This is a genomic window from Mesorhizobium sp. WSM4848, assembly GCF_055811375.1.
Genome location: NZ_JBVVPX010000048.1, coordinates 1 through 25,251, shown reverse-complemented (window position 1 = coordinate 25,251; position 25,251 = coordinate 1). Strand labels below are relative to the sequence as shown.

Genomic DNA, 25,251 nt, shown 5'->3' with positions numbered 1-25,251 from the left:
CAGCTATTTGGCAGACAATCCCGACAAGGCGTCATCGATAGCTAACAGCAAGAACCTGGCGGCGAAAGGCTTGTGAAGATAGGCCACGCAGCCCGCCTCACGCGCCTCCGCTTCAAGCGCATCGTCGTCAACTGCGGTGATGAAGATAACCGGCAGACTGGAGCCGAAATCGCGAAGCCAACGCCGCAGCTGGATTCCGGACATGTTGCCAAGATGAATGTCGAGGACCAGGCAACCGATCGTGCCGACGAATTCGGATTCAACAAACGTCTCTGCCGACGCGTATCCATGCGTTTGATGACCGTGCGCGTTAAGCAACCGTTCGATGCTTCTCCGCATGCTCGGATCGTCTTCCACGATAGCCACTGTGCGTGGCGGGCTTTCCAAATTCGGTTCCTCAGAGATCTGGTGACCGTGCGAGGTCAGAACTTCCTGATCGTGAACCCTGGTACAGTTGTTCGCTATTGGCCTTTGGGGAAGAATGCAGCTCTAATCTCCGGACGTATCCATTGGACGCGTCCGAGCCGCTCTGCGATCGACACCATCTCCGCGATCGAAGCGGCGCCCAGCTTTTCCATGATGTTGTGGCGGTGCGCCTTGATCGTGCGCTCGGAGGTGTTCAGGTCGTACGCGACCTGCTTGTTACGCCTGCCGCGAACGACCAGATCGAAAACCTGCATCTCCCGTGGCGTGAGGTTTGACAGTTTGGCCTGGAGAGCCTGCAATTGATCGCGTCCAGCCCGCTTCTTCTCATTATGGGCGAGCGCGCGATCAATCACGTCTCGTAAGGTTTTCGAGGAGATCGGCTTCTCCAGAAAATCATCGGCGCCCGCCTTCATTGCCTGAACACCCGCGGCGATCGTGCCTTGGCCCGTCAAGAAGACGACGGGAAGCAGCGGGACGGCTTGTGCAAGCCTGTCCTGCAGTTCCGGACCGCTGAGCCCGGGCATGCGCAGATCAAGAAGGATGCAGCCGGCTTCCGATTCCGGCAGCTGCGCCAGGAAATCCTCGCCCGACTGGTAGCCGCTAACCCGAAAACCATAGGTTTCGACGAGACGTCCGAGCGCCGTTCGAAACGATGCGTCGTCATCGATAATGTGAATGAATAGTTCCATGGGCGTTCAAGTGACCTCCGCGAGCGGCAGGACGAAGCGGAACACCGCGCCGCCGCCGACGCGATTGTCCGCCCAGATCTTTCCACCGTAAGTTTCCACGATCGCGCGAGCGATGGAGAGCCCCAGCCCGGTTCCGGTTGGCTTTGTCGTGTAGAAAGTGTCGAAGATGCTGTTGAGTCTATCCTTCGGAATGCCACGTCCGGTATCCGAAATCGACATCTCGACCTTGGTATCACCATGCAGCGTCGTGTGCAGAACCAGCTTCCGGTCGGCCGTGGCGGCCTCGACCATCGCGTCGATCGCGTTCGTCGCAAGGTTCAGGATCACTTGCTGGAGATGAACCTTGTCCGCCCGCACCGGCAGTCTGTGCCCGGATCGCTCGGCGCTGACGGCCACTTGTTTCTTCGCAGCTTCTGCGTGCAAGATATTGAGGGCGCTGTCGACGATCTCATTGAGGTCGAACTCCTGCCAATCGATCTCGCTTCTTTTCTTGAGCAGGCCACGAAGGCGGAGAATGATGTTCTCGGCGCGCTCATCGTCCTCCCTGATGTCAGTCAAAATCTGCTGGACGATATTCAGATCCGGCGCCGTTCCCCTCAGTATGGCCTCTGCCGCCTCGGCATTGCTGCGAATCGCGCCTAGGGGCTGGCTCAGTTCGTGGGCTATCGATGCCGACAATGCGCCTGCGGTTGCGGACTGACTCATGTGGACCAGCTCAAGGAGACGCAGCCTGGATTCGCCTTCGGCGGCGAAACGCCGACGCCGTTCGATGAGCAGCCCTGTGATGATCAGGCCCTGCAATGCGACCACGGCAATGACTCCCACGACCAAGTCGCCATGCTGCTCCCAACGCGTAGGTTCTCTGAAACTCAACGCGGTCTCGGCCGGAAGCGAGCTTTCCGACAGGCCCCATCGCTTTAGCTGCCTTGCATCGGCAAAGAACGTTTGCGGCACTTCGATGTCTGTGATCGGCTTTCCCGCGAGTGCATCCAAAGCCAAGCCGGCGACCGCGTTTCCCAAGGACTCGAAGGTTACCGAGTTTCCGCCTACGACACCTTGACCAACGTAGGTGTCATAGGGTCCATAAATCGGCGCACTGGCCTTCGCCGCCACTATTGCTAAAGCGTCTTTGGGCAGGAAGTTGCGGCCCGTACTATCGGCAAGAATGGTGAGGAACAGGACAATACTGTCCGGTGGGAAGTGGGAGGCACGCTCCGCGAATTCATCGATCGAATAACCTTCCAAGTAGGTGGTTACGTAATCTTTTGAAGCGACCGCGAGGTCGGTTCTAGCGCTGTCAAGCCAAATGCGATCGAAAGCTGCCGAACCACCAATGATGAAAAGATTTTCGGCGTCGGGCTGGAGGGCGCGGGCCAATTCGAGCGTCTTGGCAATATCGAATTCGCTGAAAGCCCCGACGACATCTGCCGGCAAGTTGAGTTTCGAAGCACTGTCACGCCCGAAGCCGCAGAACACGATCTTTGCGTCGGGCGCGATCGCCTCGCGGTTATTCACGATGAAACGGGTTGCCGATTCGCCGAGCGCGATCACGACGTCCGGGCGACGATCGACGTATTTCTCGGACATATACCGCGCCATGCGGTCGATATGGGCTTCCTCGGAAAACCTCGAGAGGTCCAGGAACTCCGAGAAGAGATCGACATTGCCGGATGTCGCCTCGATAAGCCGATTTCTGGCGTTCTCCCCGGCAATCGAGCTTGCGGGCAGTCGCTCGTCATACGGATGGAGGATGAGCACACGCGGAGACCGGCCGACGACCTCAGCTGCTGCAGAACCGCCGTCCAGAAAAATCGCAATCAAAATTGCAACAAAGAACCTGACCGCGTTCTGGGCGCGTCGGCGCGACCGAACAGGCGGATCGCACGGCATGATGGATACCCCCTGACAAGCCAAGCTTTTGGCCGGGAAAGTAGATCGGGCAGCATTGCCGCAGCTGCGCCGGAACAACTTCCCCAAAGGACAATATCACCAAGGCTTCCCGAGGGCTACCGTCGCGTCAGCTTGAGCGTGCCGACTAGTTAAAGGAGGGGCGCACAGGCCCGGAAATCGTGCCAATCGAGCGGTTGGCGAGATTTTATCCCAGCAGGAGGAGCTGAACATGAGTTTTAGGATCCTTAACTACAGCATTGGGACCTTGGCTGCCGCGGCGGTTCTATGGGGCGCGCAAGCGCCCGCACAGGCACAGGAAGCGCAAAAGCCCAACATTCTGTTCATCATGGGCGATGATATCGGCTGGATGCAGCCGAGCATTTACCACCAAGGTTTGATGGTCGGCGAAACGCCCAACATCGATCGCATCGGCAACGAAGGTGCGAAATTCATGACCTACTATGCCGAGCAGAGCTGCACGGCTGGTCGTACCGCCTTCATTACCGGCATGCAGCCGGTGCGCGTCGGCATGGTCCTGCCGGAAATTCCCGGAAGCCCGTCCTACCTGCGGGCCGGCACGCCTCACCTCGCCAGGTTCCTGAATGATCTCGGCTACTCGACAGGTGAGTTCGGCAAGAACCATCTCGGCGATACCACCGAATCCCTGCCGACGGCACACGGGTTCCAGGAATTTTGGGGCTACCTCTATCACCTCGACGCTATGCAGGGCGTGAGCTTCCCCGACATCAACAAGTCGCCTACCGAGCAGGGGATCGCGCCCGCTTGCATGAATACCCCGATTCCCGGCGTACCTGAGGTTCCTGGCGCTGTCGATCCGAAGACCACGACCTGCCTGACGCCACCGCGTCCAATGCTCGCGTGCACTTCCTCCGACGGAACCCCCGCAAAGCAATCCTGCAAGGACGAAGGTCCGCTGACGCTGGAGCGGTCAAAGACCATTGACGAGGAAATCTCCGCCAAGGTCGTCGACTTCCTTGACCGAAATGACCCGAAGACGACCAACAAGCCGTTCTTCGTCTGGTACAACCCGGCGCGTATGCATATCACGACAGTGTTGCCGGACAAGTATCTCAATATGATCGGCGAGCCCGGCGGCAAGGACTGGGGCATGAACGAAGCCGGCATGAAGCAGATGGACGACAACATCGGCGTCGTCCTGAAGAAGCTGGAAGACATGGGCCAGCTCGACAACACCATCGTCGTCTTCACCACCGACAACGGAGCCGAGACGATCACCTTCCCGGATGGCGGCACCACCCCGTTCAAGGGTGGCAAGCTCAGCACCTGGGAAGGCGGCATGCGGGCACCACTGGTCGTTCGCTGGCCGGGGCACATCGAGCCCGGCACCGTCAAGAACGACATGTTCTCGGCGCTCGACTGGCTGCCGACGCTCGTAAACATCGCCGGTGGCCCGAAGGGTGACGGGCTGAAGAAGGAGATCGAAACGGGCAAATATCCGAATGTCGTCAAGACCACGCTCGACGGGATCGATCAGCGTGATTTCCTGGAAGGCAAGGCGCCATCCGCGCGCGACTCTTTCTTGTATTATTCCGGCAAGGAGCCGTCGGCGGTCCGCTACAAGAACTGGAAGATGTACTTCGCCATGGTTTCGGATGACCCAGCCGGGTTCATTAACGGTGTAATGCCCTTTGCCTGGACCCAGGTCGTCAACATCAAGCGCGATCCGTTTGAGACCTCGGTCGGACAGCAGATCAAGACACTTTTCGGTATGGGCGGCTCCATCGCGTCACCGTCCACCGCCTACGTCTATGACTGGAACATCCTGCCCATCGGCCAGCAGCTGTGGCTGAAGCATCTCGAGACCTACATCGCCTTCCCGCCGCTTCAGGATCCTGCAAGCTACAATCTGGAGCAAGTGATGGCGCAAGTCCGGAGCATGAAGACAGGTCACGACTGACGCACCCGCCAATGCCGGACGCCCCAGGGCGTCCGGTCGTGCGTGAGCCCGGCTGCGCGCCACCCAACAGGCGCACGGTCCGATCGACTTCCCCAAAGGACAATATCATCAAGCGTTGCTCGGATTTACCGTCGCGTCAGCCTTGTGTGCTGACTGATCAAGCGAGGGGCGCACGGGCGCGGAATCGTTCCAATTCGGGCGGTTGGCGAGATTTCCAGCAGGAGGAGCTGAACATGAGACCTGGAATTCCGAGTTACGGCATCGCAACCTGGGTGACCGCAATTGCGCTTTGCGGCGGTATGGCATCGGTTGCCTATGCGCAGGACGCGCAAAAACCGAACATCGTCGTCATCATGGGCGACGACATCGGCATGTGGAACATCGGCGCCTATCACCGCGGCGTGATGGCGGGCCGCACGCCCAACCTCGACAAGATCGCCGCCGAGGGCATGCTCTTCACCGACTACTATGCAGAGGCGAGCTGCACGGCTGGCCGGGCGAACTTTATCACCGGCGAGCTTCCGATTCGCACCGGTATGACCACCGTCGGTCAGGCCGGCGCCACCACCGGCCTGCCGGCCGAAGCGATGACTCTCGCGACTGCCCTGAAGGACATGGGCTACACCACCGGCCAGTTCGGAAAGAACCACCTTGGCGATTTGAACGAGTTCCTGCCGACCGTCCACGGCTTCGACGAGTTCTTCGGTTACCTCTATCACCTCGACGCCATGGAAGACCCTGCACACCCGAACTATCCGCAGGACCTGCTTGACAAGGTGGGGCCGCGCAACATGCTCCATACTTGGGCGACGACGACCGACGACGCGACCGTCGACCCGCGCTGGGGCAAGGTCGGCAAGCAGAAGATCGAAGACGCCGGCACTCTTTATCCCGAACGCATGGAAACAGTGGACGACGAGATCCGCGACAAAGCCTTGAAGTTCGTGGAGAAAGCCAAGGCCGACAACAAGCCTTTCTTCTTGTGGCTCAATCCCACGCGCATGCACGTTATCACCCATCTTTCGCCCAAGTATGAGGCATTGCGCAACTCGGAGAACGGCTGGTCGCTGCAGGAAGCCGGCATGGCTCAGCTCGACGATGACGTCGGCCTGGTGATGCAGAAGCTCAAGGACCTTGGCGTTGATGACAACACCATCGTCATGTTCACCACCGACAATGGCACCGAGACCTTCACATGGCCTGATGGCGGCAACACGCCGTACCGGGGGCAGAAGGGCACGATCTACGAAGGCGGCTTCCGTGTGCCGGCCTTCATTCGCTGGCCGGGCAAGATCGCAGCAGGCAAGGTGGAGAACGGCATCATGTCCGGGCTCGACTGGCTGCCGACCTTCGTGGCCGCCGCAGGCAACCCCAACATCAAGGCCGAACTGCTGGCGGGAAAGCAGATCGGCGACCGCACCTACAAGAACTATCTCGATGGCTACAACCAGATGGACCTGCTGACCGGCAAGGGCCCGTCGGCTCGCCACGAGATCTTCTATTTCGGTGAAAGCACGCTCGGCGCGGTGCGCATCGATGACTACAAGTACCGCTTCATCGAGCAACCGAACGGCTGGCTCGGAGCCAAGGAGCATGTCGACGCACCGTCGATCACGAACCTTCGCCTCGATCCCTTCGAACGCCTGGGCACTCCGGCAAACGGAACGCTGGACGGCGCCCAGGGTTACTTCAACGAATGGTTTATGTACCAGTTCTGGCGCTTCGTGTTTGTTCAGCAGGAAGTGGGCAAGCTGGCCCAGACGGCCCTTGAGTTCCCGCCCATGCAGAAGGGCGCGAGCTTCAACCTCGACGCTGTCAAGGCGCAGATCGAGGCGGCAAGGGCAGCATTGGCCAAGTAACGGGATGACTCGTGGCGGGCGGCTCGCAAGGGGCGCCCGCCGGTTCCACGGCCACGAGCCGGTCGTCTTAGACCCCGATACGAATCGAGATTTACAAGAAAGGAGCGCGATATGTTCGTGAAGCATGATCTTCTCAGACTGACCCGTCGTGCCATTCTCGCGGCCGCCGCTTTGCTCGTCGCTCCCGCGGCCGCCCTTGCCCAGTCCGACCCGTTGCCGTCTTGGAACCACACCGCGCCGAAGGCTGCGATCGTCGATGGCGCAAGTCCGGAGCATGAAGACAGGTCACGACTAACGCGCCCGCCAATGCCGGACGCCCCGTCCCAGGGGCGTCCGTTGTCGGCCACCGCCCCGCGCGGCGGTAACTTATCAATCGAGGACGTGACATGACACCGATAGCAACCCGCCTTGTTACAGCGATGACAATTGCCGTAGGCTTGGCGCCTTCCTTGGCGATAGTCCAGGCGCAGGAGCAGGCCAAGCCCAACATCCTTGTGATCATGGGTGACGATGTCGGTTACTGGAATATCAGCGCCTACAATCGCGGCATGATGGGATACCGCACGCCCAACATCGATCGCCTAGCGAATGAGGGCGCGATTTTCACCGATTATTATGGCCAACAATCCTGCACCGCCGGCCGTGCCGCCTTCATCACCGGACAGAGCCCGTTGCGCACGGGACTTTTGAAGGTGGGATTGCCGGCAGCGAAAGAAGGCCTGTCACTGAAAGACCCGACGATCGCCGATATGCTCAAGCCGCAAGGCTACGCAACCGGGCAATTCGGCAAGAACCATCTCGGTGACCGCAACGAGTTCCTGCCAACGGTTCACGGCTTCGACGAATTCTTCGGCAACCTCTACCACTTGAATGCAGAAGACGAACCGGAGCATCCCGACTATCCAAAGGACCCCGCGTTTAGGGCCCAATTCGGTCCGCGCGGCGTCATGAAATGCGTCGCCACCACCACCGACACGCCCGGCGATGATCCCCGTTTCGGGCCTTGGGGCAAACAGAAGTGTGAGGATACCGGGCCGCTGACCAAGAAGCGCATGGAGACGATCGATGAGGAATTCCTCGCCGCTTCGAAGGACTTCATTGACCGCGCGCATCGGGACCAGAAGCCGTTCTTCGTCTGGTTCAATCCAAGCCGTATGCACATCTGGACCCGCCTCAAGCCGGAATCCCAGGGAAAGACTGGACTTGGCATCTATCCGGACGGCATGGTCGAGCACGACGGGCAGGTCGGCGAGATACTCGACAAGCTCGATGAGCTCGGCATCGCCGACGATACAATCGTAATCTACACCACCGACAACGGCGCGGAGACGTTTTCCTGGCCCGATGGCGGCACCACCCCGTTCCGCGGCGAGAAGAATACCAACTGGGAAGGTGGCTATCGCGTGCCGGCGATGGTGCGCTGGCCAGGCTTGGTGCCAGCTCGGGTCGAAATAAACGACATCTTCTCGGCCGAGGACTGGGCGACGACCCTGGTGGCAGCCGCCGGCGAACCAGACATCAAGAACAAGCTGTTGCAAGGCTATGACGCGGCGGGCAAGAATTTCCGCGTTCACCTCGATGGCTACGATCAGCGCGATCTTCTTTCTGGAAAAGGGTCCGACAAGCGCAAGGAATTCTTCTACTGGACCGACGACGGCAATCTCGCAGGTCTTCGGTACCAGCAGTGGAAGGCTGTTTTCATGGAACAGCAGGCGCATGGCTTCGATGTCTGGGCGCAACCGATGGTGCAACTGCGTTTGCCGTCACTTTTCAACCTGCGCTCGGACCCGTTCGAAAGGGCCCAGCATGAGGCAGGTGACTATGTGCGGTGGTTCGTCGAGCACGCCTTCGTGCTGGTCCCAGCGCAAGCCCTGGTAGGGCAGCATCTGATGAGCTTTAGGGAGTTTCCGCCGCGCCAGGAGCCCGGCTCCTTCTCGGTCGAACAGGCAATGGAAAAACTCAGGAACCCGCCATCGAGCAATTAGACTACTCACAGGAACGAACACTGACATATCTGGGGAGGATGTATGTTTGAGCGAATGAAATCTCTGTGGGTTGTCAGCGCGACAGCCGTTGCGTTGGCTTTCCTCGCACCCTCTTTGGCGCAGGCCCAGTCCGATCCCTTGCCGTCCTGGAACGACACCGCGCCGAAGGCTGCGATCGTCGAGTTCGTCGAGAAGGTAAGCAAGGAAGGCTCGCCCGACTTCGTGCCGGAGCCCGAACGCATCGCCGTGTTCGACAATGACGGCACGCTGTGGGTCGAACATCCGATGTATGTGCAACTCGCCTTCGCGCTCGACCGTGTAAAAGCCGAGGCGCCAAGTCATCCCGAATGGGCGACCACCCAGCCGTTTCAGGCCGTGCTTGAAGGCGACATGAAGGCGCTCGCCGCTGCCGGTGAAAAGGGCCTGGTGGAACTCATCATGGCGACCCACGCCGGCATGACCGTCACGCAATTCCAGACAATCGTGACCGACTGGATCGCCAACGCGCGCGATCCACGCTTCAAGAAGCCTTATACCGAGTTGGTCTACCAGCCGATGCTCGAACTTCTCGCCTATCTGCGGGCCAACGGGTTCAAAACCTTCATCGTGTCTGGCGGCGGCGTCGAGTTCATGCGCCCCTGGACGGAAAAGGTTTACGGCGTTCCGCCGGAACAGGTGGTGGGGTCATCGATCAAGACGAAGTTCGCGATGAAGGACGGCGCGCCGACGCTGTTTCGGCTGCCTGAAGTCAACTTCATCGACGACAAGGCCGGCAAGCCGGTCGGCATTCAGGAGCATATCGGCCGCAAGCCTATTGCCGCGTTCGGCAATTCGGACGGCGATCTTGAAATGCTGCAATGGACGACTCTCGCCGACGGTCTGCAGTTCGGCTTGATCGTTCATCACACCGACGCAGAGCGCGAATATGCCTACGACCGGAAAAGCGAGTTCGGCCATCTCGACCTGGCTCTCGATGCCGCCGCCATCAACAAATGGACGATCGTGGACATGAAGGCCGACTGGAAGCAGATCTTTCCGGGAAACTAGAGCCAGCGTGACGTGCGTCCGGATTTTCCGTGAAACTCAAAGGGGAGGACAATTCTATGAACATCAGTCGCATCGCAGGTACGATAGCCTTCGCCGGCAGTTTGGCCCTAGCAACCACCGGGGCCGTCGCCCAGGATACAACCAAGAAGCCGCATGTCCCGCTGGAGAAGACCATCGGCGCGGCTACTCCGACCGGTCCGATCCCGTCCTTGGCCGTCATCAATTCGCAGGGCGCCACGCTCGAAGGCGGCAAGCTTGTCCTGACGGGCGTTTCGAAAACCTCGATCGTCTTTGCCGATCGGCCGGTGCGGGCCGCCGGTCATGTTGCGACCGAGCAGTTCATTATGCAGTGGGATGAGGGCAAGGACAACTTCGCCGTCGACCCGCCGAACGCAACGGTCTCAGTTCTTGGGGGAGACGGCTCGGAGGTGAACGACGCCGTCGTCACGCTCAAAGCTCCGAAACTTGAGGGAAACACACTGACGTTCGACGTTGCCGTTCTGGAAGGCAGTCTCAACAGCGCGAGCGGTCCGGCAGCTCTTTTCATTGATGCGTTCGCGGTTCGTGGACCGCGCGGCGGTGGATTCGCCCATGTGGGCGGCTACGGCGGCGTCTATCACGGCGGCGGCGCTTACTGGCATGCCCCTGTCTATCACGGCGCTTGGTATGGTGCTGGCGCTGTCGCGGGGGCCGCAGTTGCCGGAGCTGCTGTTGGCGCTGCCGTCGGTGCCGCTGCTTCCCCATACGCATATCCGCCCTACTGCGGATATTATCCGTACCCGCCGTGCTATTAAGCGTAGGTTGCCAATGGTTTGTGATGCGACGCTATGAAGCCTGTGTGGCCGGCAGAGTCGGCCACACAGATGGAGCCTTGGTCGACATACATCCTCGCTTCGCTGCATCGCTTCGCACGGCCATCCTACTTTTGCTGCTAATGCAAGTCGGACAGGCGGCCGCTGCCGGAAGCAGATCTTTCCGCAAAACCAAGAGTCCAAGAACTCGGACGAACACAATCAAAGGGAATACGCTATGGCAATCAAAGTTGGTGTTCTTGGCGGTGCGATCCTGAAGGCTTCACTTGCGCTCGCCAACGTTGGGCGGGCGCAAACGATCAGCTACGCCGATGCCATCACCGTACTTGCCAAAGACTGCGGCGCAGACATCATAAAGCATTGCAGAGGACTCGATCTCGGCAACAACGAGATCCGCAATTGCCTCGAGCCGAGAAAATGCGCATGGCGAATGCTGCAGCACTAACACGACCTGAACCGCGCTGGGGCCCGGCCCTAGCCATTGTCGCGGTGCTGGTGCTGCTTGCGGTGTTGCCGCGTCATGTCCAAATCATGCCGGTCTGGGGATCGTATCTGGTCGCATTGGCGGTCCTGGTGCCGATGGCCGCCGTCACCTTTCCGGTCGGGGATATCCACTTTTGGTTGCGCGCCGAGAGAGCAGTGATCCTCGTGTTTGCCGGCGCCTATGTCGTCAACACCGCCCTTGAGCTTGCGGACATGATCGGCGTCTTAAGCTTGGGCCCTCCAGAAACGCGCGCGGTCACGCTGTTGTCGTCCTCGCTCGCCATCTGGGTTACCAATGTCCTGGCCTTCGCGATGCTTTATTGGCAGATTGATAGCGGTGGCCCCGCTGCCCGGAAGAGTGGGGACAAACTGCCTGACTGGCTCTTTCCGCAAGCGGCGATGCCGGACGTTGCTTCACCGGGTTGGCGGCCATTCTTCTTCGACTACCTCTCTCTGGCCTACAACACGGCGACCGCCTTCAGCCCTACAGATGTCCTGCCGCTAAGCCGGCGGGCCAAAATGCTGACGATGCTCGAAAGCGCCATTTCCTTGCTGACCCTGGCCATCGTCGCCGCGCGAGCCGTGAATGCCGTTCCCTAACAGCGTGAACTGGCGGCTTGGCTCGCTGCGACCCGCGCGGATGTGGGGGCTACGGCAGGTTCCGGTATCAAGAAAAGAAGTGGCAGATGTCTCAGATTAACGCGGACCAGCTTTCGACCATGATCTCGCACGCGGTGGCGCCGTCATTCCTGCTAACCGCGATTGCCGCATTGGTGTCAATCCTGATTGCCCGGATGACGCGCGTTACCGACCGGTTACGCAATCTGAACCAGATCGCCGACGATGACGTGGCACGCGGCTGGCTCAAGGCGGACGTCTCAAGGTTGAAGCGCCGGGAGATCCTTCTCAATCAATCGCTGCATCTCGTCGTCACCAGCGGCATCACCATCGCCGTTCTGCTGCTATTCGGATTCGTGGCAAGCCTATCGGGCTATCGTCACGAACCTGGCGCGGGCGTATTGTTTGTTGTGGCCTTAGTCCTCCTAGTAGGCTCCCTGCTGCGCTTCCTCCAGGACATCAGAATCGCCCTGAGCGAGCACGATCATCATGGCTGAGGCTTGGAAGGGCACTCTGTTGCAGTTGGTGCTGGCGTTTTTCGCGGCGTTTTCCATCTCTGGCCACGCTTCGGCGGTAGAAACAAGTCCTCCCATCGATCCGCAAATCTCCATCCACAATGGGTTCGTCGATGAAAAAAGATGCGCCTCCTGTCACGCGAGCCAGGCAGCGGCCTTCGCCAAATCGAACCATGCCAAGGCGATGGCTGTGGCAGACGACAGCACGGTGCGCGCGAACTTCGATGGTGCTCGCTACGAGCATGACGGCGTCCTGACGACCTTCTTCAGACGGGGAAGCCAGTTTTTCGTTCGGACCGAGGGACCGGACGGCAGGCAGGCCGAGTTCCAAGTCAAATATACATTCGCCTACGAACCGCTACAGCAATATCTCATCGATATCGGCGGCGGCAGGCTGCAGGCACTCGATATCGCATGGGACACGACCAAACAGGAATGGTTCTGGCTCGGCACGGGCAAGCCCGCGAGACCCGGCACGACCTACCACTGGACCGGCCCATTCTATCGCTGGAACCGGACCTGCATCGACTGTCATTCGACCGATCCCCAAGCGAATTTTGAGCCGGAGACCGGCGAGTACCAATCGACCTATGTCGCAACGAGCATCGGCTGCCAGTCATGCCACGGCGGCGGCGCGAAACATGTGGAATGGGCTGAGGCGGGTACTTCTGAATCGCTCGACAACTTCGGCCTCGCCCCAGTCGACCAGGATGTGTGCCTGGGCTGTCATTCTCGACGGACGAAGCTTCTCGGCGGTCACGGGCCAGGAAAGGCTTTTCTCGATCATTTCTCGCCGAGCCTGCTGCGCCCGGACCTCTATTTTCCCGACGGGCAAATCCTGGACGAGGTGTTCGAATACGGCTCGTTCCAGCAGAGCAAGATGGCGAGAGCCGGCGTCGTCTGCCTCGACTGTCACCGGCAGCATGAGGCGACCCTCAAGGCGGAGGGCAATGCCGTCTGCACGCAGTGTCACACCGAGGCAAAGCCGGAGCGATTTACGGACTTCGACCCGAGCGGCAGTTTCGACACGCCCGCGCACACACACCACCAAGCAGGTTCAGAAGGCGCGCTTTGCGCCAACTGCCATATGCCCAAGCGCACCTACATGAAGGTCGACCCGCGACGCGACCATTCATTCGTCGTTCCACGGCCCGATCTGTCGATCGCCTACGGCACTCCCAACGCATGCACGACCTGCCATGCAAACGGCACGAACGCGTGGGCGGTAGAAACGATGGACAAATGGTACGGCGCAGCCTGGCGCGAGCGCCCGACGATTGCCCATGCCTTCGCAGGTGCCGCCCAAAACGATCCGGCGGCGATCGAAGCTTTGCGTGCGCTCGTCGCCGACCGGGAACAGGCGGGCATCGTCAAAGGCAGCGCGATCGTGGAGATGGGACGCCTCGGCGGCGATGCCGTTTTTGCAGATGTGGCTGCCGCGGCAGCAAGCCCCGATCCGCTCGTCCGGCTCGGTGCGGCACAGGCTGCCGGCAGCCTGCCGCCTGAACTGCGGCTGAATGCCATCGGAAAGCTGCTTGCCGACGAGACGCGCGCCGTTCGGGTAGCCGCTGTGACGGCTCTCGGCGATGCGCCGACGAATGATCTGCTCGGTGACCAGCGCCGCAGTTTCGACGTCGCGCTGGAGGATCTGCGAGCCTATGCGCGGGCCAATGCGGACATGGCTGAAGTACAGAACGCGTACGGTCTCTTCCTGATGGGTCAACGTCAAGCGGATAACGCGGAGGCTGCGCTGCGTCGCGCGATCTCGCTCGACAGCAGCCTCGCCGGAGCGCACGCCAATCTGGCCGAACTTTACAGGGCGACCGGCCAGAACGAGAAGTCGGAAGGCACTTATGCCGAGGCCATCAAGATCTCGCCCGAAGATCCCCTGCTCCGATACGGTCACGCCCTGTCGCTGGTTCGCGCGAAAAACATGACTGGCGCAATAAGCGAGTTGGAGGCTTCGGTGCGGCTTGCTCCAGCCAATGTTCAATACAGGACCACGCTAGCGATAGCTCTCGACTCGGTCGGTCGCACAGGCGATGCATTCCAAATGCTTGGCGAATCGGTCACCAACGGCTCCGCCGATCCGAACCTGCTCGGCACCGCCATTCAATTTGGGCTTAAGTTGCGGCGCTACCCCGAAACGCTGAGACTGGCTGAAGAACTTGCCCGGCAGCAACCGGACAACGCGCAACTTGCCGACTTGATCGCGCAATTGCGCGCTAGCCGATGAGTGGGAACGCTTGCAGATATTCTATTCAGCCAGCGGCAGCTATTGGCCTAACTTTCCTGTTCAATGAGCATAAGCTCCGCCTTTTCAGCCATGCCTTCGACAAAATCGTCCTTCGTGAGGTTTGCCCATTGCCGCTCGGGGCGGAAGGTAATTAACGGTAACCTACCGGAAGACTCCGCTCGGCCAGCGCAAGAGTCGGTCCTTGAGGTATCAGTCCGACTTTCCTCAATGGGCCAAGGAAGAACTCCACGTTCTGCGCACGGGCAACCGCAACGAGACCATTTTCTGCGTGTTCTTCACCAAATCCGGCACGTTTTTTTCACACTGAGCGGTCCGTGCGTGAACATCTTGGTCGGTCCGCCAGAGTCGCACATTTACAAGAGTCATCAGATCAACCGACGTCCTTGCTTCAACCATTGCTTCTCGACGCCGACTCGATGATCGCCGCTTTCTATTCACCCTGTGCAGTCTGGGCTGCTTTCTGCTGGGCAAGTGATATCACATTAGCCGCAGCCATGGCCGCCTGCTTCTCATCGGTTCCCACCTGGACCGTGGGCTGGGCAAAATGGATGCCGTTCTCTGCGAACGCCTGCTGGATCATGGTGTAGGCCTTGCGCCTGACGCCGAATTGGTGACCGGGCTTGGTCATGAAGGCGAAGCTCAGCTCGATGCCGAAGTCGCCGAACTGCTCGACGCCCTTCATCTTCACCGTCTCGATGATCTCCGGCGCCAGTTCAGGATCAGCAAGCAATTCCGCGCCGATACCCTTCAAGAGCTTCTTCACCTTCCTGATGTCGGTGTCGAACGACACCCGGATCCTGAACTTGTCGATCACCCAGTCGCGGCTCATGTTCTGCACCGCGCCAAGGTCGCCGAACGGAACCGTGAACACCGGGCCGCGATGATGGCGCAGCTTCACCGAGCGTAGGCTGAAGGATTCGACGGTTCCCTTGTAGCTGCCGCTCTCGATGTACTCACCGACCCGGAAGGCATCGTCGAGCATGTAGAAGACGCCGCTGAGCACATCCTTGACCAGGGTCTGCGAGCCGAAGCCGATGGCAACCCCGAAGATTCCCGCGCCGGCGATCAACGGAGCGATCTGCACGCCGAGCCCCGAAAGCACCATGAGAACGGCCACAGTAGTAAGCAGCACAGCCAGCATGTTGCGAAAGATCGGCAGCAAGGTCCTGAGCCGGCTCCGGCGTGCCGCCTCAGCCGGCGTGATTGTGTCGTCGACCGCGGCCAGTTCCAGCGTCCGGCCGATATAGGCTCTCGCCAGTTGCCAGATGAGATCGGCAACCAGCAAGATCAGGACACCGTGGAACAGGCCGCGCACGATGCGGTTTATCGTGGTATTACCTTCTGCCATTGCACCTGGGTCCAGGCGCCAGACCAGGCTCAGCCACAGCACCGCGAGCATTATCACCAGCGCGCGAACGCCGCGGTTGATCAGCACCGTGCGAACGGAACTCGCCGAGGTGGCATTGTCCGGCCGGACCACCAGCGCCTCTGCCACATGGCCGGCGATGGTCAACGCCTTTGGCAATAGCAAGCCATAGATGCCGAGCCATAGCGCGCCGTTGAGATCGGCGACCCAGAGCCCCCAGAGGAGAACCAGGTAGATGGTAAGGAGCCACTCCCTCGTGCTTATGCGCTGTGTGGTCGCTGGGCCGCCTGGACGCCGCCAGACCATCTCGATGGCGAGGACCAGAAGCCCGATGCCCAGCAGATAGGCGATCAAACGCGTTGCATCCGGCGAAAAGCCCAGGTGCGGAAGCAGGCTGACGGTCGCCCATCCGGCCATCAGATAGCCGGTGAAAACGGCCAGCCGGCGATACCAGAAATGGGCTTCGGCATCGCTCGCCGGAACAAGCCGGAGCGGTTTCTCCTGTCCCGCCGGAATGGCGCCGCCATTCGGCGCAAGCAGGATCCTGCCGATGGCCATCACCACCCGCGCGACGATGAATGCGACCAGATAGGTCAGGATGACGACGCGCAGCAAGGCGGGCCAATCGAAGGCCAGGAAAACCCCAGCGCTGACGAGGGAAAACACGACGAGCGGCGCCAGTTCCGCGAGTAATCGGGCGGCACGATTGGCCTCGCGTGCGGCGCTTGCATCGGCTGCCTGGCCCGAGCCGGGCTGCTTCACTCCGCCCACCGCACGCTTGAATAGCCACTCCGCTCCGAAGCCAAGCGCCAGCAAGGCTGCGAAGAGAACAAGTATGGTGGCGAATCCACGGTTGTTGATTTCTGACCTCACAATTCGGACGGCGTTTGCGGCCTCGCCCGGGATGCGCGGAACCGCGTTACGCAACGCAACGAGATGGCTGCGAATGAGGCTGTCCCAGACCGCCATCTGCGAGGCGGCTGGCGCACCTGGTTTGTCCGCAGGGGGCACTGCCATGGCGTCCAGCCGCGCGCGGATGTCGGGATCATCAAGCATCTTGATGAACGCCTGAAATTTTTCATCCGCCACCGGCATGGTCGAAGTTTGCTGCGCCTGAGCCATCGAGGCGCTGCCCATTGCCGCCAACCACACCAATGCCAGCGCGGCCATGACGCACACCGCCAAAAATGGCGACTTTTGCCGGGATATCTCGATCGCTTTCATGCTGCCCTCCTGCGAAAATCCGATCTCGACTGATCTACCCAGTCACCGAGCAGGCTCCCAAATAGCAACCAATCTTCGAGCCACATTATCACCAAAGCTCCACTTTCTTTCATGCTTTGAGGCATGCTTGGCGAGCTGGATTTCGCGATTTCGTCCCTCGAGTAGCCCGCTGGCCTCCCCGTCAGTCAGCTCGGCCGCCTAACATGCCGGTCGAGTTCATCCGCCGAGCGGATGGAAGGGTCTATGTCACGGGCCTTGGCGGCGTTCTCCTTTGCCCGATCATAGTCGCCTTTTGCGTAGTAAGCGATGGCGATGACCGCATAGGCCTGAGCGTTGGCGGGTTCATGGCTGAGCAGCTTTGCCCTGACTTCAATTGCCAGGTCATAGTCTCCGAGCCGCAACGCCGAAACTCCAAGCCCGGCGAGCGCGTTACGCGTCAGCGTCAAGAATCCTCCGATACCATTCAATGGCGCCTGCATCGTCTCCGCGCGCCGCCGGCTGGCCGGCAATCTCGATCATCAGGTTGATGCTTCCCCTTCCCGGCATGGTCATTCAGGCAAAGTTTACGGCGAACCGGGCAGGCAATCCGCGATCCGTCGGGCGGCACTGAAGGCGGTTCACAATGCATTCCGAGAGAACGGAATTCGGGCCGTGCCAAAACCGACATCCGACCAAGGGGCAATGGCTATCGCGCGATAGTCGTTCGCAGGATGTCGGTTATCTCTGAGGAACGGCCGCAATGGGGTCAAACCGGACATCATGCAGTCGTCGATGGCGTCGAGGACTGAACGGTCCGCAGTGCGCTGGCCAGCATTCGCCCGTAGGTTACAGTTATTTACGTTCCCTGACGTGAGCCGATCGGCCAAGGTAATATCGCCTCGCCCCGCAAGAGGACAGCAGCCTCTGAGCAATCGAATAGGGCGCCCATAGCCAGAAACAATTTTGCACACAAGGGGAATATCAATGCGAAAATTCACGACACTCATCGCGGCAACGTCAGTAGCACTTTCGTCTGCAGCCTACGCACAAGATCAAAGCCCCCTTCCCAAGGCCAGCGACGTGCTTGTCCGATACGGGCACGACGTCGAGGGCTGGACCGTCTATGCCAATCAAACCCGCGGAGATTGCTTGATCGTGCACTCAAATGGCCCAAATTCGGTGCAAATGGGCGTTACCGCAAATCAGGAGGTCGGGTATCTTGGCGTGTTCACGAAGCAGGATATCGGCCTTCAGAACGGGACCAAGTCGGAAATCTTCGTCTCCATCGGTGGCCGTCTCTACGAGGGTGTGGCTACCAGCATGAGCGGCGACCTCAAGGGCGGATACTCTGGCGGCTACATCTTGACCGACGACCCGAATTTCAAGCGCGACGTAGCGAAGCAATATGAAATGATCGTGTTTCCGGAAACCAAGGGGGCCTTTGTCGTCGATCTGAAGGGGACTTACAAGGCAATGGCAATGGGCCTCAAGTGCCTCACGCAGTGACCCCGCTCTGACCAGTCATTTGCCTTTCATGGGTCCGGAACGCGCGGTTGGCGGGTGAAACAGAATTGGCCATTCTGTTTCACCCGACGCCTAATTGGGCACCGGGCGCGGTGTATTTCTTGGGTGGCGCGGAGCACCGTGGCCCGCCGGGCGCGGTCGCGGCAAGCGCCCTACTTGACTTAGTCGCGGACTTTTCAGCAATGCGCAGATGGAATACCATGCATCGCAGCAATATCACGCGATATGCCCGTTGCCCTTTTCCAAGGACCCCTCAGTTGTCACCGATTTGTCGGCGGAGTTCGCCCGGAACGCCACGTAGAAGCAGACAACTCCAGACGGCAAGAAGCGCGTGAAATCCAGCCGCGGACCAAAGCATGACGCCGGTCATCTTTAGGACTGCACCCGCGTAGACGGCGAGAATTGATACCGCCGTGTTGTAAATCAGAATGCCAACAAGCGTTCCATCCATGAGGACGCGCGGCCAGAGAGGCTCGGGAGTGTCCAGTATGGGCGCTTAGCGGAAGTTTTGGGGGTCGATCTGAAAGCGTCGTTTAGTTAGCCGCAATGTCACCCGAATGAACGCCCCCGCCAGTAATCTTATGAGCGCTGAGGGAAAAGATCCGGTCACGGAAAAATGGCAGGCAACTTTGCCCGCCATCTCCGACTTCACCAAACCGGCAGCGTTTACTGGTGGCCAACCATCGTGCAGAAGGCGCCATGCCCCTGGTCATCACTGGCTATGCCGCCGCATTCCTGCTTTATCGTGGCGCGATCCTCGTCTTTCAACCCCTCCCAAGCGGCCTTGAAGTCGGCATCCGATTTTAAGGTCTTCATGTCGGCAGCGGTGTAGAAGGGCGCCATTTTCGTCGGCTCGTCGAGGGCGCCGCCGTGCTCGGCAAGTGCGGCGCCGGTCATCATCGAAAGCGCCATCGCGCCCGTGCAAAGCATCTTGAGGTTCATGATCATTTCTCCTGGTTGCTTTTAATTTCGTCCAAGCAGCGATCCATGCAGGAACGCGTCACCTTGGCCGATTGCTTTGCTTTAGGGAACGTAACTAACTGTATCCTACAGGTGGAATTGCAGGCGGGACCAAGACAGTCAGCCCTTGATGGCAGTCAGCTCAGTGTCCGTGAGATCTTCGAGGCCTCAATCTGCAAGGCGTGTACGATCTTGTAGGGACTACGATACGGTCAAGCACCGATCCATGCAGGAGCGCGCCGCTAGGGGCGGGTTTACTTAGCTTCGGTCACTTGCGCTGCTTGATCTGGAATCAGAACCACCCGGTAGGTCACGCCCTCGCACTTGAGCAGGTAGACAGTGTGATTGGGGGCCGACTCCGCTTCGATACGCTCAGCCGAGCTTGGATTGTCGCAAGGAAAGCCCTGGCTTCGCACCTGGTCGCCAACGATCCTGACGTCAGCGCTCTGGTCTTGGGCTGTGGCGGTCGCAATAGGACCTCCGAGACCAACCGATAAGAGAACGCGTGTGGCGAGGGATCGAATCCACAACGATCTTGGACGGCTATTCATTGCGCTCTCCTTGGCACGCGGCACGCAGTTTCCGAAGCGCCGCTGCTCTATGCCACCAAACTGTTTCAAAAGGCGGCGAAAGCCTAAACTGGCGTACTGCAGCCGAGACCGCTCTGCGTCTATCGGGCGGTTCGTCTTCCATCCTCATGGCAACTCGTGTTTTCCCGGGACCGCATTAGCATAATCGTATGGAGGCGGTAGCGGAATGTAAGTTACGTGGGTGACGGGGAATTTGCTGAACATCCCGCAGCGAGCGCGGTCGGCATGAACGCCATAAAGGGCGCGCGATCCAGGGTACACGGCGTTCGGCAAGGCAATCCACGAAATGGACGGCAGTAACCGCGACCACGACAGAGCCAGCCGGACTTAGGAAAGGGCGCTGCTGGCTGTATGCGCTATCCTGCGGTCAGGGAAGGTGTTTGCCGGGCCAAGGCCGAAATCTTCTAAAGATCGGAGGCGCGCGGCGAGCACGATCTGGCAGAGCATATGCAGGCTCTTCTCCGTTCGCTTGGCGTCGCCGCAATGGTAAAAACGGCATGGCACAAGTGATCTTGTAGGAAACGTATCGCCGGCCCTTTCCAGAAGCATCATGAGGCCCCATTGGTCCTCACCTGTGAAGGGCAGCGCAATTTTCAACACTATCCACCCGTTGTCGACCTTTACATGGTCAGGTTGCATCCTCCTGAGAGGCCGATTGCTGCCGTTCGGACTACAGTTGCCCACGTAAGTTACGCACCCGCTACTTGCCCTGTGGAGTATGGGCTGCCCTACTCTACGCCAGCAACGGTTGGCTAGCACTCAGAGCGGCGGAGCCCCGGTCCAGCAGTTGAATTTAATATCTGCGCAGCATGGCAGGCACCGGGCGTTCGATGACACCCGATATTATTTCGCACGATTTAGAGGGCAATGGATATTCGATCTGCTACTCGGGTTCTCAAAGTTACAGCCTTGTTATTTCCGTCGTTGTTGTTCAGCGTCGCGGCGTCTGCCCAGGACGACACGCAGGAACTCGCCAAGAAACTGTCGAACCCGATCGCCTCGCTGATCAGCGTGCCGTTCCAGTTCAACTACGACAGCGGCTACGGCCCGAACGACGGCGAGAAAGCCTATGTCAACATCCAGCCGGTCATCCCCGTCTCGCTGAATGCCGACTGGAACATGATCTCGCGCACGATCCTGCCGGTGATCTGGCAAAATGACATAGCCGGCCCGTCGGGCGAGCAGTCTGGTCTCGGCGACATAACCCAGAGCCTGTTCTTCTCGCCGTCCCAACCGACCGAGTCCGGCATCGTCTGGGGCGTCGGCCCGGTGTTTTTGGTTCCTACCGCGACCGACGACCTGCTCGGCGGCGGCAAATGGGGCGCAGGCCCGACCGCCGTTGTGCTGAAGCAGAGCCACGGATGGACGGTCGGCGCATTGGCGAACCACGTCTGGTCGTTCGCGGGCGACAGCGATCGCGGCGACATCAGTTCGACGTTCCTGCAGCCCTTCGTCGCCTACACGACCAAGGACGCCTGGACGTTCACGCTGAACACCGAGAGCACCTACAACTGGGAGGCGGAGGAATGGTCCGTTCCGGTCAATTTCCAGGTCGCGAAGCTCGTCGTCGTCGACAAGCAGCCCATCAGCCTCTTCGCCGGCGTCCGCTACTGGACCGAAAGCCCCGACAGCGGCCCAGACGGGTTTGGCTTTCGTACCGGGATTACGCTTCTGTTCCCGAAAAAATGAGCAAGACCGGCGCCGCCTGCCGGCGCGAAAATGAAGAAAACGCACGAATTCGACAACTCATCGAATGATAAGGAGACGGCAAATGTTGACAAAGCGAGATCTACTTCGCTCAGCCGCGGCGATTGCCGCTGGCGCTGCGATTGCGAACCCAAGCCTGCTGATGGCGCAGAGCTACCCCGGCATCATCGAGGCCAAGGACATCGCCGAGGAAGGTTTCATCTACGGACTGCCGCTCGTGATGAACTATGCCGTGATGAATGAATTCGCCGTCGATCCGAAGTCCAGCCAGTTCAAGGCGCCGTTCAACAAGATCGACAACATGCACCACGTCGCCACCCCGGAAGACACGGCAGTCGTCACGCCGAACAGCGACACGCCATACTCCGTACTTTGGCTGGACCTGCGTGCCGAGCCGATGGTGATATCGGTGCCGGCGGTGGAGAAGGAGCGCTATTATTCGGTGCAGTTGATTGATGGCAATACGTACAACTTCGGCTACATCGGCAGCCGCGCCACGGGGAACGATCCGGGTTCCTATCTTGTTGTCGGACCCGACGGGAAAGGCGAGAAGCCGGTCGGCATCAGCCAAGTCTTTTCCTCGACCACCCCGTTCGTGTTCGCCAACTTTCGGACCCAGCTTATCAATGTCGAAGATATGCCGAACGTGGAAAAGGTGCAGGCCGGCTACAAGGCGGAGCCGCTTTCCGCCTTCCTCAAGCAGCCCGCCCCCCCCGCCGCGCCTACGATCGAGTTCCTCCCTGCCACCACAGCCGGGATCAAGGACAACTTCTTCCAATATCTCGATGCGGCCCTGCAATTCGTCCCCGAGACGCCAAGAGACAAGGAGATCCGTGCGAAACTGGCGAAGATTGGCATCGGTCCCGGAAAGACCTTCGAGTTGAAGGATCTATCGCTCGAACATAAGGCAGAAATGCTGATAGGCATGAAGCAAGGTGACGACAAAATCAACAAATGGCTGGCCAGCGGAAACAAGCCCATCAACGGCTGGAATGTCAGCTCCCTCCTGGGCGACGAAGCCTTCTACAACGGCGATTGGTTGATGCGGGCCGGAGCTGCAAAGGCAGGCCTCTATGGCAACGATGCAGCAGAGGCCATGTACCCCTTCACCAGAACGGATGCGACCGGGGAACCGCTCGACGGCAGCAAGCACAACTACACTATCACCTTCGCACCCGGACAGCTGCCGCCAGTGAATTCCTTCTGGTCGGTAACGATGTATGACGGCAAGAGCCAGCTCCTGATCAACAATCCGATCAACCGCTACCTCATCAACTCGCCGATGTTGCCGGGCATGAAAAAGAACGAGGATGGTTCGCTCACCCTCTATATCCAGAAAGACAGCCCCGGTGCGGACAAGGAAGCTAACTGGCTGCCTGCGCCCAATGGCAAGATCTATCTCGTGATGCGCCTGTACTGGCCGAAGACGGAAGCGCCTTCGATCCTGCCGGCCGGCGAAGGCAGCTGGCAGCCGCCCGGTATCAATGTGGCGCAGTGATGATCCCCCGAACATGAATTATCCCGACCATGCTGATGTGTGGCGTTGGATGTCGATGAGGAAAGAGCAATGATACGCATGACGAGACTGCTTTGCGCCACCGCCGCAGCGGTGCTGATGGGCATGGGCGCCGCTTCCGCCGAGACCTACAACATGACGACGCCCTTCGCACCGGGCGTCGCCGTGCCGGACAAGATCGAGTCCTCGATCGGGCCGCTCAATCTCAATTACGGCTACCCATCGGAAGATACAGTTGAAAAAATCTACGACAACCTCGACCGTTCGCGCGCGCTGCAGGCTTATCTGCTGGCGATTCCGATCGTCAATCAGGCCGGCATGCGCGAGTCGCTGCGACAGTTTGGACCAGACAACCAGACCAACGTGATCTGGGAAAGCCTGATGGATTCCAAGACCGTCGCGCTGACTGGCAACGACAACACGATCTACAACTTCATGTGGGTCGACACCAGCAAGGGACCGTTGGTGGCCGAGGTTCCGCCAAAGGTGCTCGGGACGGTCGACGACTTCTGGTACAAGTGGGTGGCCGACATCGGCATCACCGGGGCCGACAAGGGCGAAGGCGGCAAGTATCTCCTGTTGCCGCCTGGTTTCAAGGGCGACATCCCATCGGGGTATCACGTTTTGCGGCCGAGCACCTTCGGCAGCTACTTCGTCTTTCGCGCTTTCCTTGTAGACGGCTCCACCCAACCTGCGGTCGATTCGGTCAAGAAGAACCTGCGAATCTATCCCCTGGCCGAGGCAGCCAACCCGCCGCCGATGCAATTCGTCAATGCCTCCGGCATCCCATCGAATTTCGTCTCACCGGGCGACTACTCGTTCTGGAGCCTGTTGAACCAGGTCATCCAGGAAGAGCCGGCGGACGGTTCCGATCCCACCACCCTGGGCCTGTTCGCCTCGATCGGCATCGAAAAGGGCAAACCCTTCAATCCCGACGAGCGGATGAAGAAAATCCTCACCGACGCCGCCAACATCGGCGCGGTGACGGCGCGGACTGTCGCTTTCAAGATTCGCCCGAAGGATGCGTATTTCTATCCGGACAGTGCGTGGCGGCTGCCGTTTTTGGGCGGCTACAAGTTCGAGTCAGCGCCCGGGGTCAGCAACCTGGATGGCGCCGTCTTCTTTTACTACTTCGCCATTGCCGTGACGCCGGCTATGGAGGAGAAGATGGTGGGCCAGGGCTCGCAATATCCTTGGTCGGTGCAGGATGCGAAGGGCGATCCCTTCGATGGCGGCAAGAACTATAAGTTGCGCCTGCCTCCCAACATCCCGGTCAAGGATTTCTGGTCGGTCATCGTCTACGACAACCAGACCCGCTCGATGGTGCAGACAGACCAGAAGGCCCCCAGCGTCAGCAGCCAGAGCAAAGGCGTCAAGGTCAATGCTGACGGTTCGGTTGACGTCTATTTCGGACCAAAAGCCCCGGCCGGAATGGAGAACAACTGGGTGCAGACGATTCCGGGCAAGGGCTGGTTCACGCTTCTTCGCCTCTACGGCCCGCTGGAACCGTGGTTCGACAAGACCTGGAAGCCGGGCGAGATTGAATTGGTAGAGTGATCTGCTCGCCGCAAGCGCCGGGTTAATCGGACTCGGAGCCTCGGAGCAGCTTACGCCTTCCGGCTTTGGCGGTCTTGTGTTGCCCGCCGAAGCTCGAACCGAGCGACCGCTCACGCCGTTCAGCGTCGCCGGCGTAGCACGGCGCGCGGTACGGCGCTGAGCGGTTGGTATGCACTATTGCCAGGCAGAAGCGCGGGTGGGCGGAATTCTGGCGTGCGCCCGTCCAGCCCCGGGACTGTCAGGAATTCTGTGCGCGAGGCCATGATGATGGAAAGGAGAGAATCATCACATGGCTATCGAGAAGGAAC

Annotated in this window: 20 protein-coding genes; 13 read left to right on the top strand and 7 right to left on the bottom strand. The window is 59.7% G+C overall.

Annotation, left to right across the window (positions count from 1 at the left end; genetic code table 11):
- Window positions 1-3: 3 nt before the first annotated feature.
- From AC0L16_RS30190 to AC0L16_RS30180, 3 genes are all read right to left on the bottom strand, one after another.
- Window positions 4-387, bottom strand: a complete 384-nt coding sequence (locus AC0L16_RS30190; RefSeq protein WP_473625104.1) for a response regulator transcription factor — start codon at window positions 385-387, stop codon at window positions 4-6.
- Window positions 388-461: 74 nt separating this feature from the next.
- Window positions 462-1,115, bottom strand: a complete 654-nt coding sequence (locus AC0L16_RS30185; protein ID WP_473625103.1) for a response regulator transcription factor — start codon at window positions 1,113-1,115, stop codon at window positions 462-464.
- Window positions 1,116-1,121: 6 nt separating this feature from the next.
- Window positions 1,122-3,005, bottom strand: a complete 1,884-nt coding sequence (locus AC0L16_RS30180; RefSeq protein ID WP_473625101.1) for a sensor histidine kinase — start codon at window positions 3,003-3,005, stop codon at window positions 1,122-1,124.
- A 229-nt stretch (window positions 3,006-3,234) separates the two neighbouring features.
- On the opposite strand from AC0L16_RS30180, the gene AC0L16_RS30175 reads away from it, so the two are divergent.
- The 9 genes from AC0L16_RS30175 (at window position 3,235) to AC0L16_RS30135 (ending at window position 14,499) form a co-directional block, all read left to right on the top strand.
- Complete coding sequence (locus AC0L16_RS30175) at window positions 3,235-4,944, top strand: arylsulfatase (protein WP_473625100.1); 1,710 nt, start codon at window positions 3,235-3,237, stop codon at window positions 4,942-4,944.
- A 299-nt stretch (window positions 4,945-5,243) separates the two neighbouring features.
- On the top strand, window positions 5,244-6,803 hold the full coding sequence (locus AC0L16_RS30170; protein WP_473625133.1) for an arylsulfatase: 1,560 nt from the start codon (window positions 5,244-5,246) through the stop codon (window positions 6,801-6,803).
- Window positions 6,804-7,189: 386 nt separating this feature from the next.
- Window positions 7,190-8,788 (top strand): arylsulfatase, encoded by a 1,599-nt coding sequence (locus AC0L16_RS30165; protein WP_473625098.1) that lies wholly within the window; start codon window positions 7,190-7,192, stop codon window positions 8,786-8,788.
- Between the two features lie 54 nt (window positions 8,789-8,842).
- Window positions 8,843-9,835, top strand: coding sequence for an HAD family hydrolase (locus tag AC0L16_RS30160; RefSeq protein ID WP_473625097.1), 993 nt, complete (start codon window positions 8,843-8,845; stop codon window positions 9,833-9,835).
- 56 nt (window positions 9,836-9,891) lie between these two features.
- Entirely contained in the window at window positions 9,892-10,629 is a 738-nt protein-coding gene (locus tag AC0L16_RS30155; protein ID WP_473625095.1) for a hypothetical protein, read from the top strand.
- Between the two features lie 235 nt (window positions 10,630-10,864).
- Window positions 10,865-11,092, top strand: coding sequence for a hypothetical protein (locus tag AC0L16_RS30150; RefSeq protein ID WP_473625094.1), 228 nt, complete (start codon window positions 10,865-10,867; stop codon window positions 11,090-11,092).
- A complete protein-coding gene (locus tag AC0L16_RS30145; protein ID WP_473625093.1) occupies window positions 11,071-11,730 on the top strand; it encodes a hypothetical protein in 660 nt (219 codons plus the stop codon). Before AC0L16_RS30150 ends, AC0L16_RS30145 begins: the two co-directional genes overlap by 22 nt.
- An 86-nt stretch (window positions 11,731-11,816) precedes the next feature.
- The gene (locus AC0L16_RS30140) at window positions 11,817-12,245 is read left to right on the top strand and encodes a DUF2721 domain-containing protein (protein WP_473625092.1); all 429 of its coding nucleotides are present in this window, start codon (window positions 11,817-11,819) and stop codon (window positions 12,243-12,245) included.
- Window positions 12,238-14,499, top strand: coding sequence for a tetratricopeptide repeat protein (locus AC0L16_RS30135; RefSeq protein ID WP_473625090.1), 2,262 nt, complete (start codon window positions 12,238-12,240; stop codon window positions 14,497-14,499). Before AC0L16_RS30140 ends, AC0L16_RS30135 begins: the two co-directional genes overlap by 8 nt.
- Before the next feature lie 451 nt (window positions 14,500-14,950).
- Here AC0L16_RS30135 and AC0L16_RS30130 read toward each other — a convergent pair whose 3' ends face one another.
- Together AC0L16_RS30130 and AC0L16_RS30125 are read right to left on the bottom strand one after the other, a co-directional pair.
- Window positions 14,951-17,110 carry a mechanosensitive ion channel family protein gene (locus AC0L16_RS30130; RefSeq protein WP_473625089.1) on the bottom strand — a complete coding sequence of 720 codons (2,160 nt, stop codon included), beginning with the start codon at window positions 17,108-17,110 and terminating at the stop codon, window positions 14,951-14,953.
- Between the two features lie 185 nt (window positions 17,111-17,295).
- A complete protein-coding gene (locus AC0L16_RS30125) occupies window positions 17,296-17,556 on the bottom strand; it encodes a tetratricopeptide repeat protein (protein WP_473625088.1) in 261 nt (86 codons plus the stop codon).
- A 517-nt stretch (window positions 17,557-18,073) separates the two neighbouring features.
- Between AC0L16_RS30125 and AC0L16_RS30120 the strand changes: the two genes are divergently transcribed.
- Window positions 18,074-18,595 (top strand): hypothetical protein, encoded by a 522-nt coding sequence (locus tag AC0L16_RS30120; RefSeq protein WP_473625087.1) that lies wholly within the window; start codon window positions 18,074-18,076, stop codon window positions 18,593-18,595.
- A 684-nt stretch (window positions 18,596-19,279) separates the two neighbouring features.
- On the opposite strand, the gene AC0L16_RS30115 is transcribed toward AC0L16_RS30120, so the two are convergent.
- Together AC0L16_RS30115 and AC0L16_RS30110 are read right to left on the bottom strand one after the other, a co-directional pair.
- Entirely contained in the window at window positions 19,280-19,555 is a 276-nt protein-coding gene (locus AC0L16_RS30115) for a hypothetical protein (protein ID WP_473625086.1), read from the bottom strand.
- A 935-nt stretch (window positions 19,556-20,490) separates the two neighbouring features.
- Window positions 20,491-20,760, bottom strand: coding sequence for a hypothetical protein (locus AC0L16_RS30110; RefSeq protein WP_473625085.1), 270 nt, complete (start codon window positions 20,758-20,760; stop codon window positions 20,491-20,493).
- Window positions 20,761-21,072: 312 nt separating this feature from the next.
- Between AC0L16_RS30110 and AC0L16_RS30105 the strand changes: the two genes are divergently transcribed.
- From AC0L16_RS30105 to AC0L16_RS30095, 3 genes are all read left to right on the top strand, one after another.
- Window positions 21,073-21,852: a transporter gene (locus AC0L16_RS30105; RefSeq protein ID WP_473625083.1), complete on the top strand. Its 780-nt coding sequence runs from the start codon at window positions 21,073-21,075 to the stop codon at window positions 21,850-21,852.
- A gap of 82 nt (window positions 21,853-21,934) precedes the next feature.
- Window positions 21,935-23,368, top strand: a complete 1,434-nt coding sequence (locus AC0L16_RS30100; RefSeq protein WP_473625132.1) for a DUF1254 domain-containing protein — start codon at window positions 21,935-21,937, stop codon at window positions 23,366-23,368.
- A 69-nt stretch (window positions 23,369-23,437) separates the two neighbouring features.
- Window positions 23,438-24,943 (top strand): DUF1254 domain-containing protein, encoded by a 1,506-nt coding sequence (locus AC0L16_RS30095; RefSeq protein ID WP_473625082.1) that lies wholly within the window; start codon window positions 23,438-23,440, stop codon window positions 24,941-24,943.
- The last annotated feature ends 308 nt before the right edge of the window (window positions 24,944-25,251 follow it).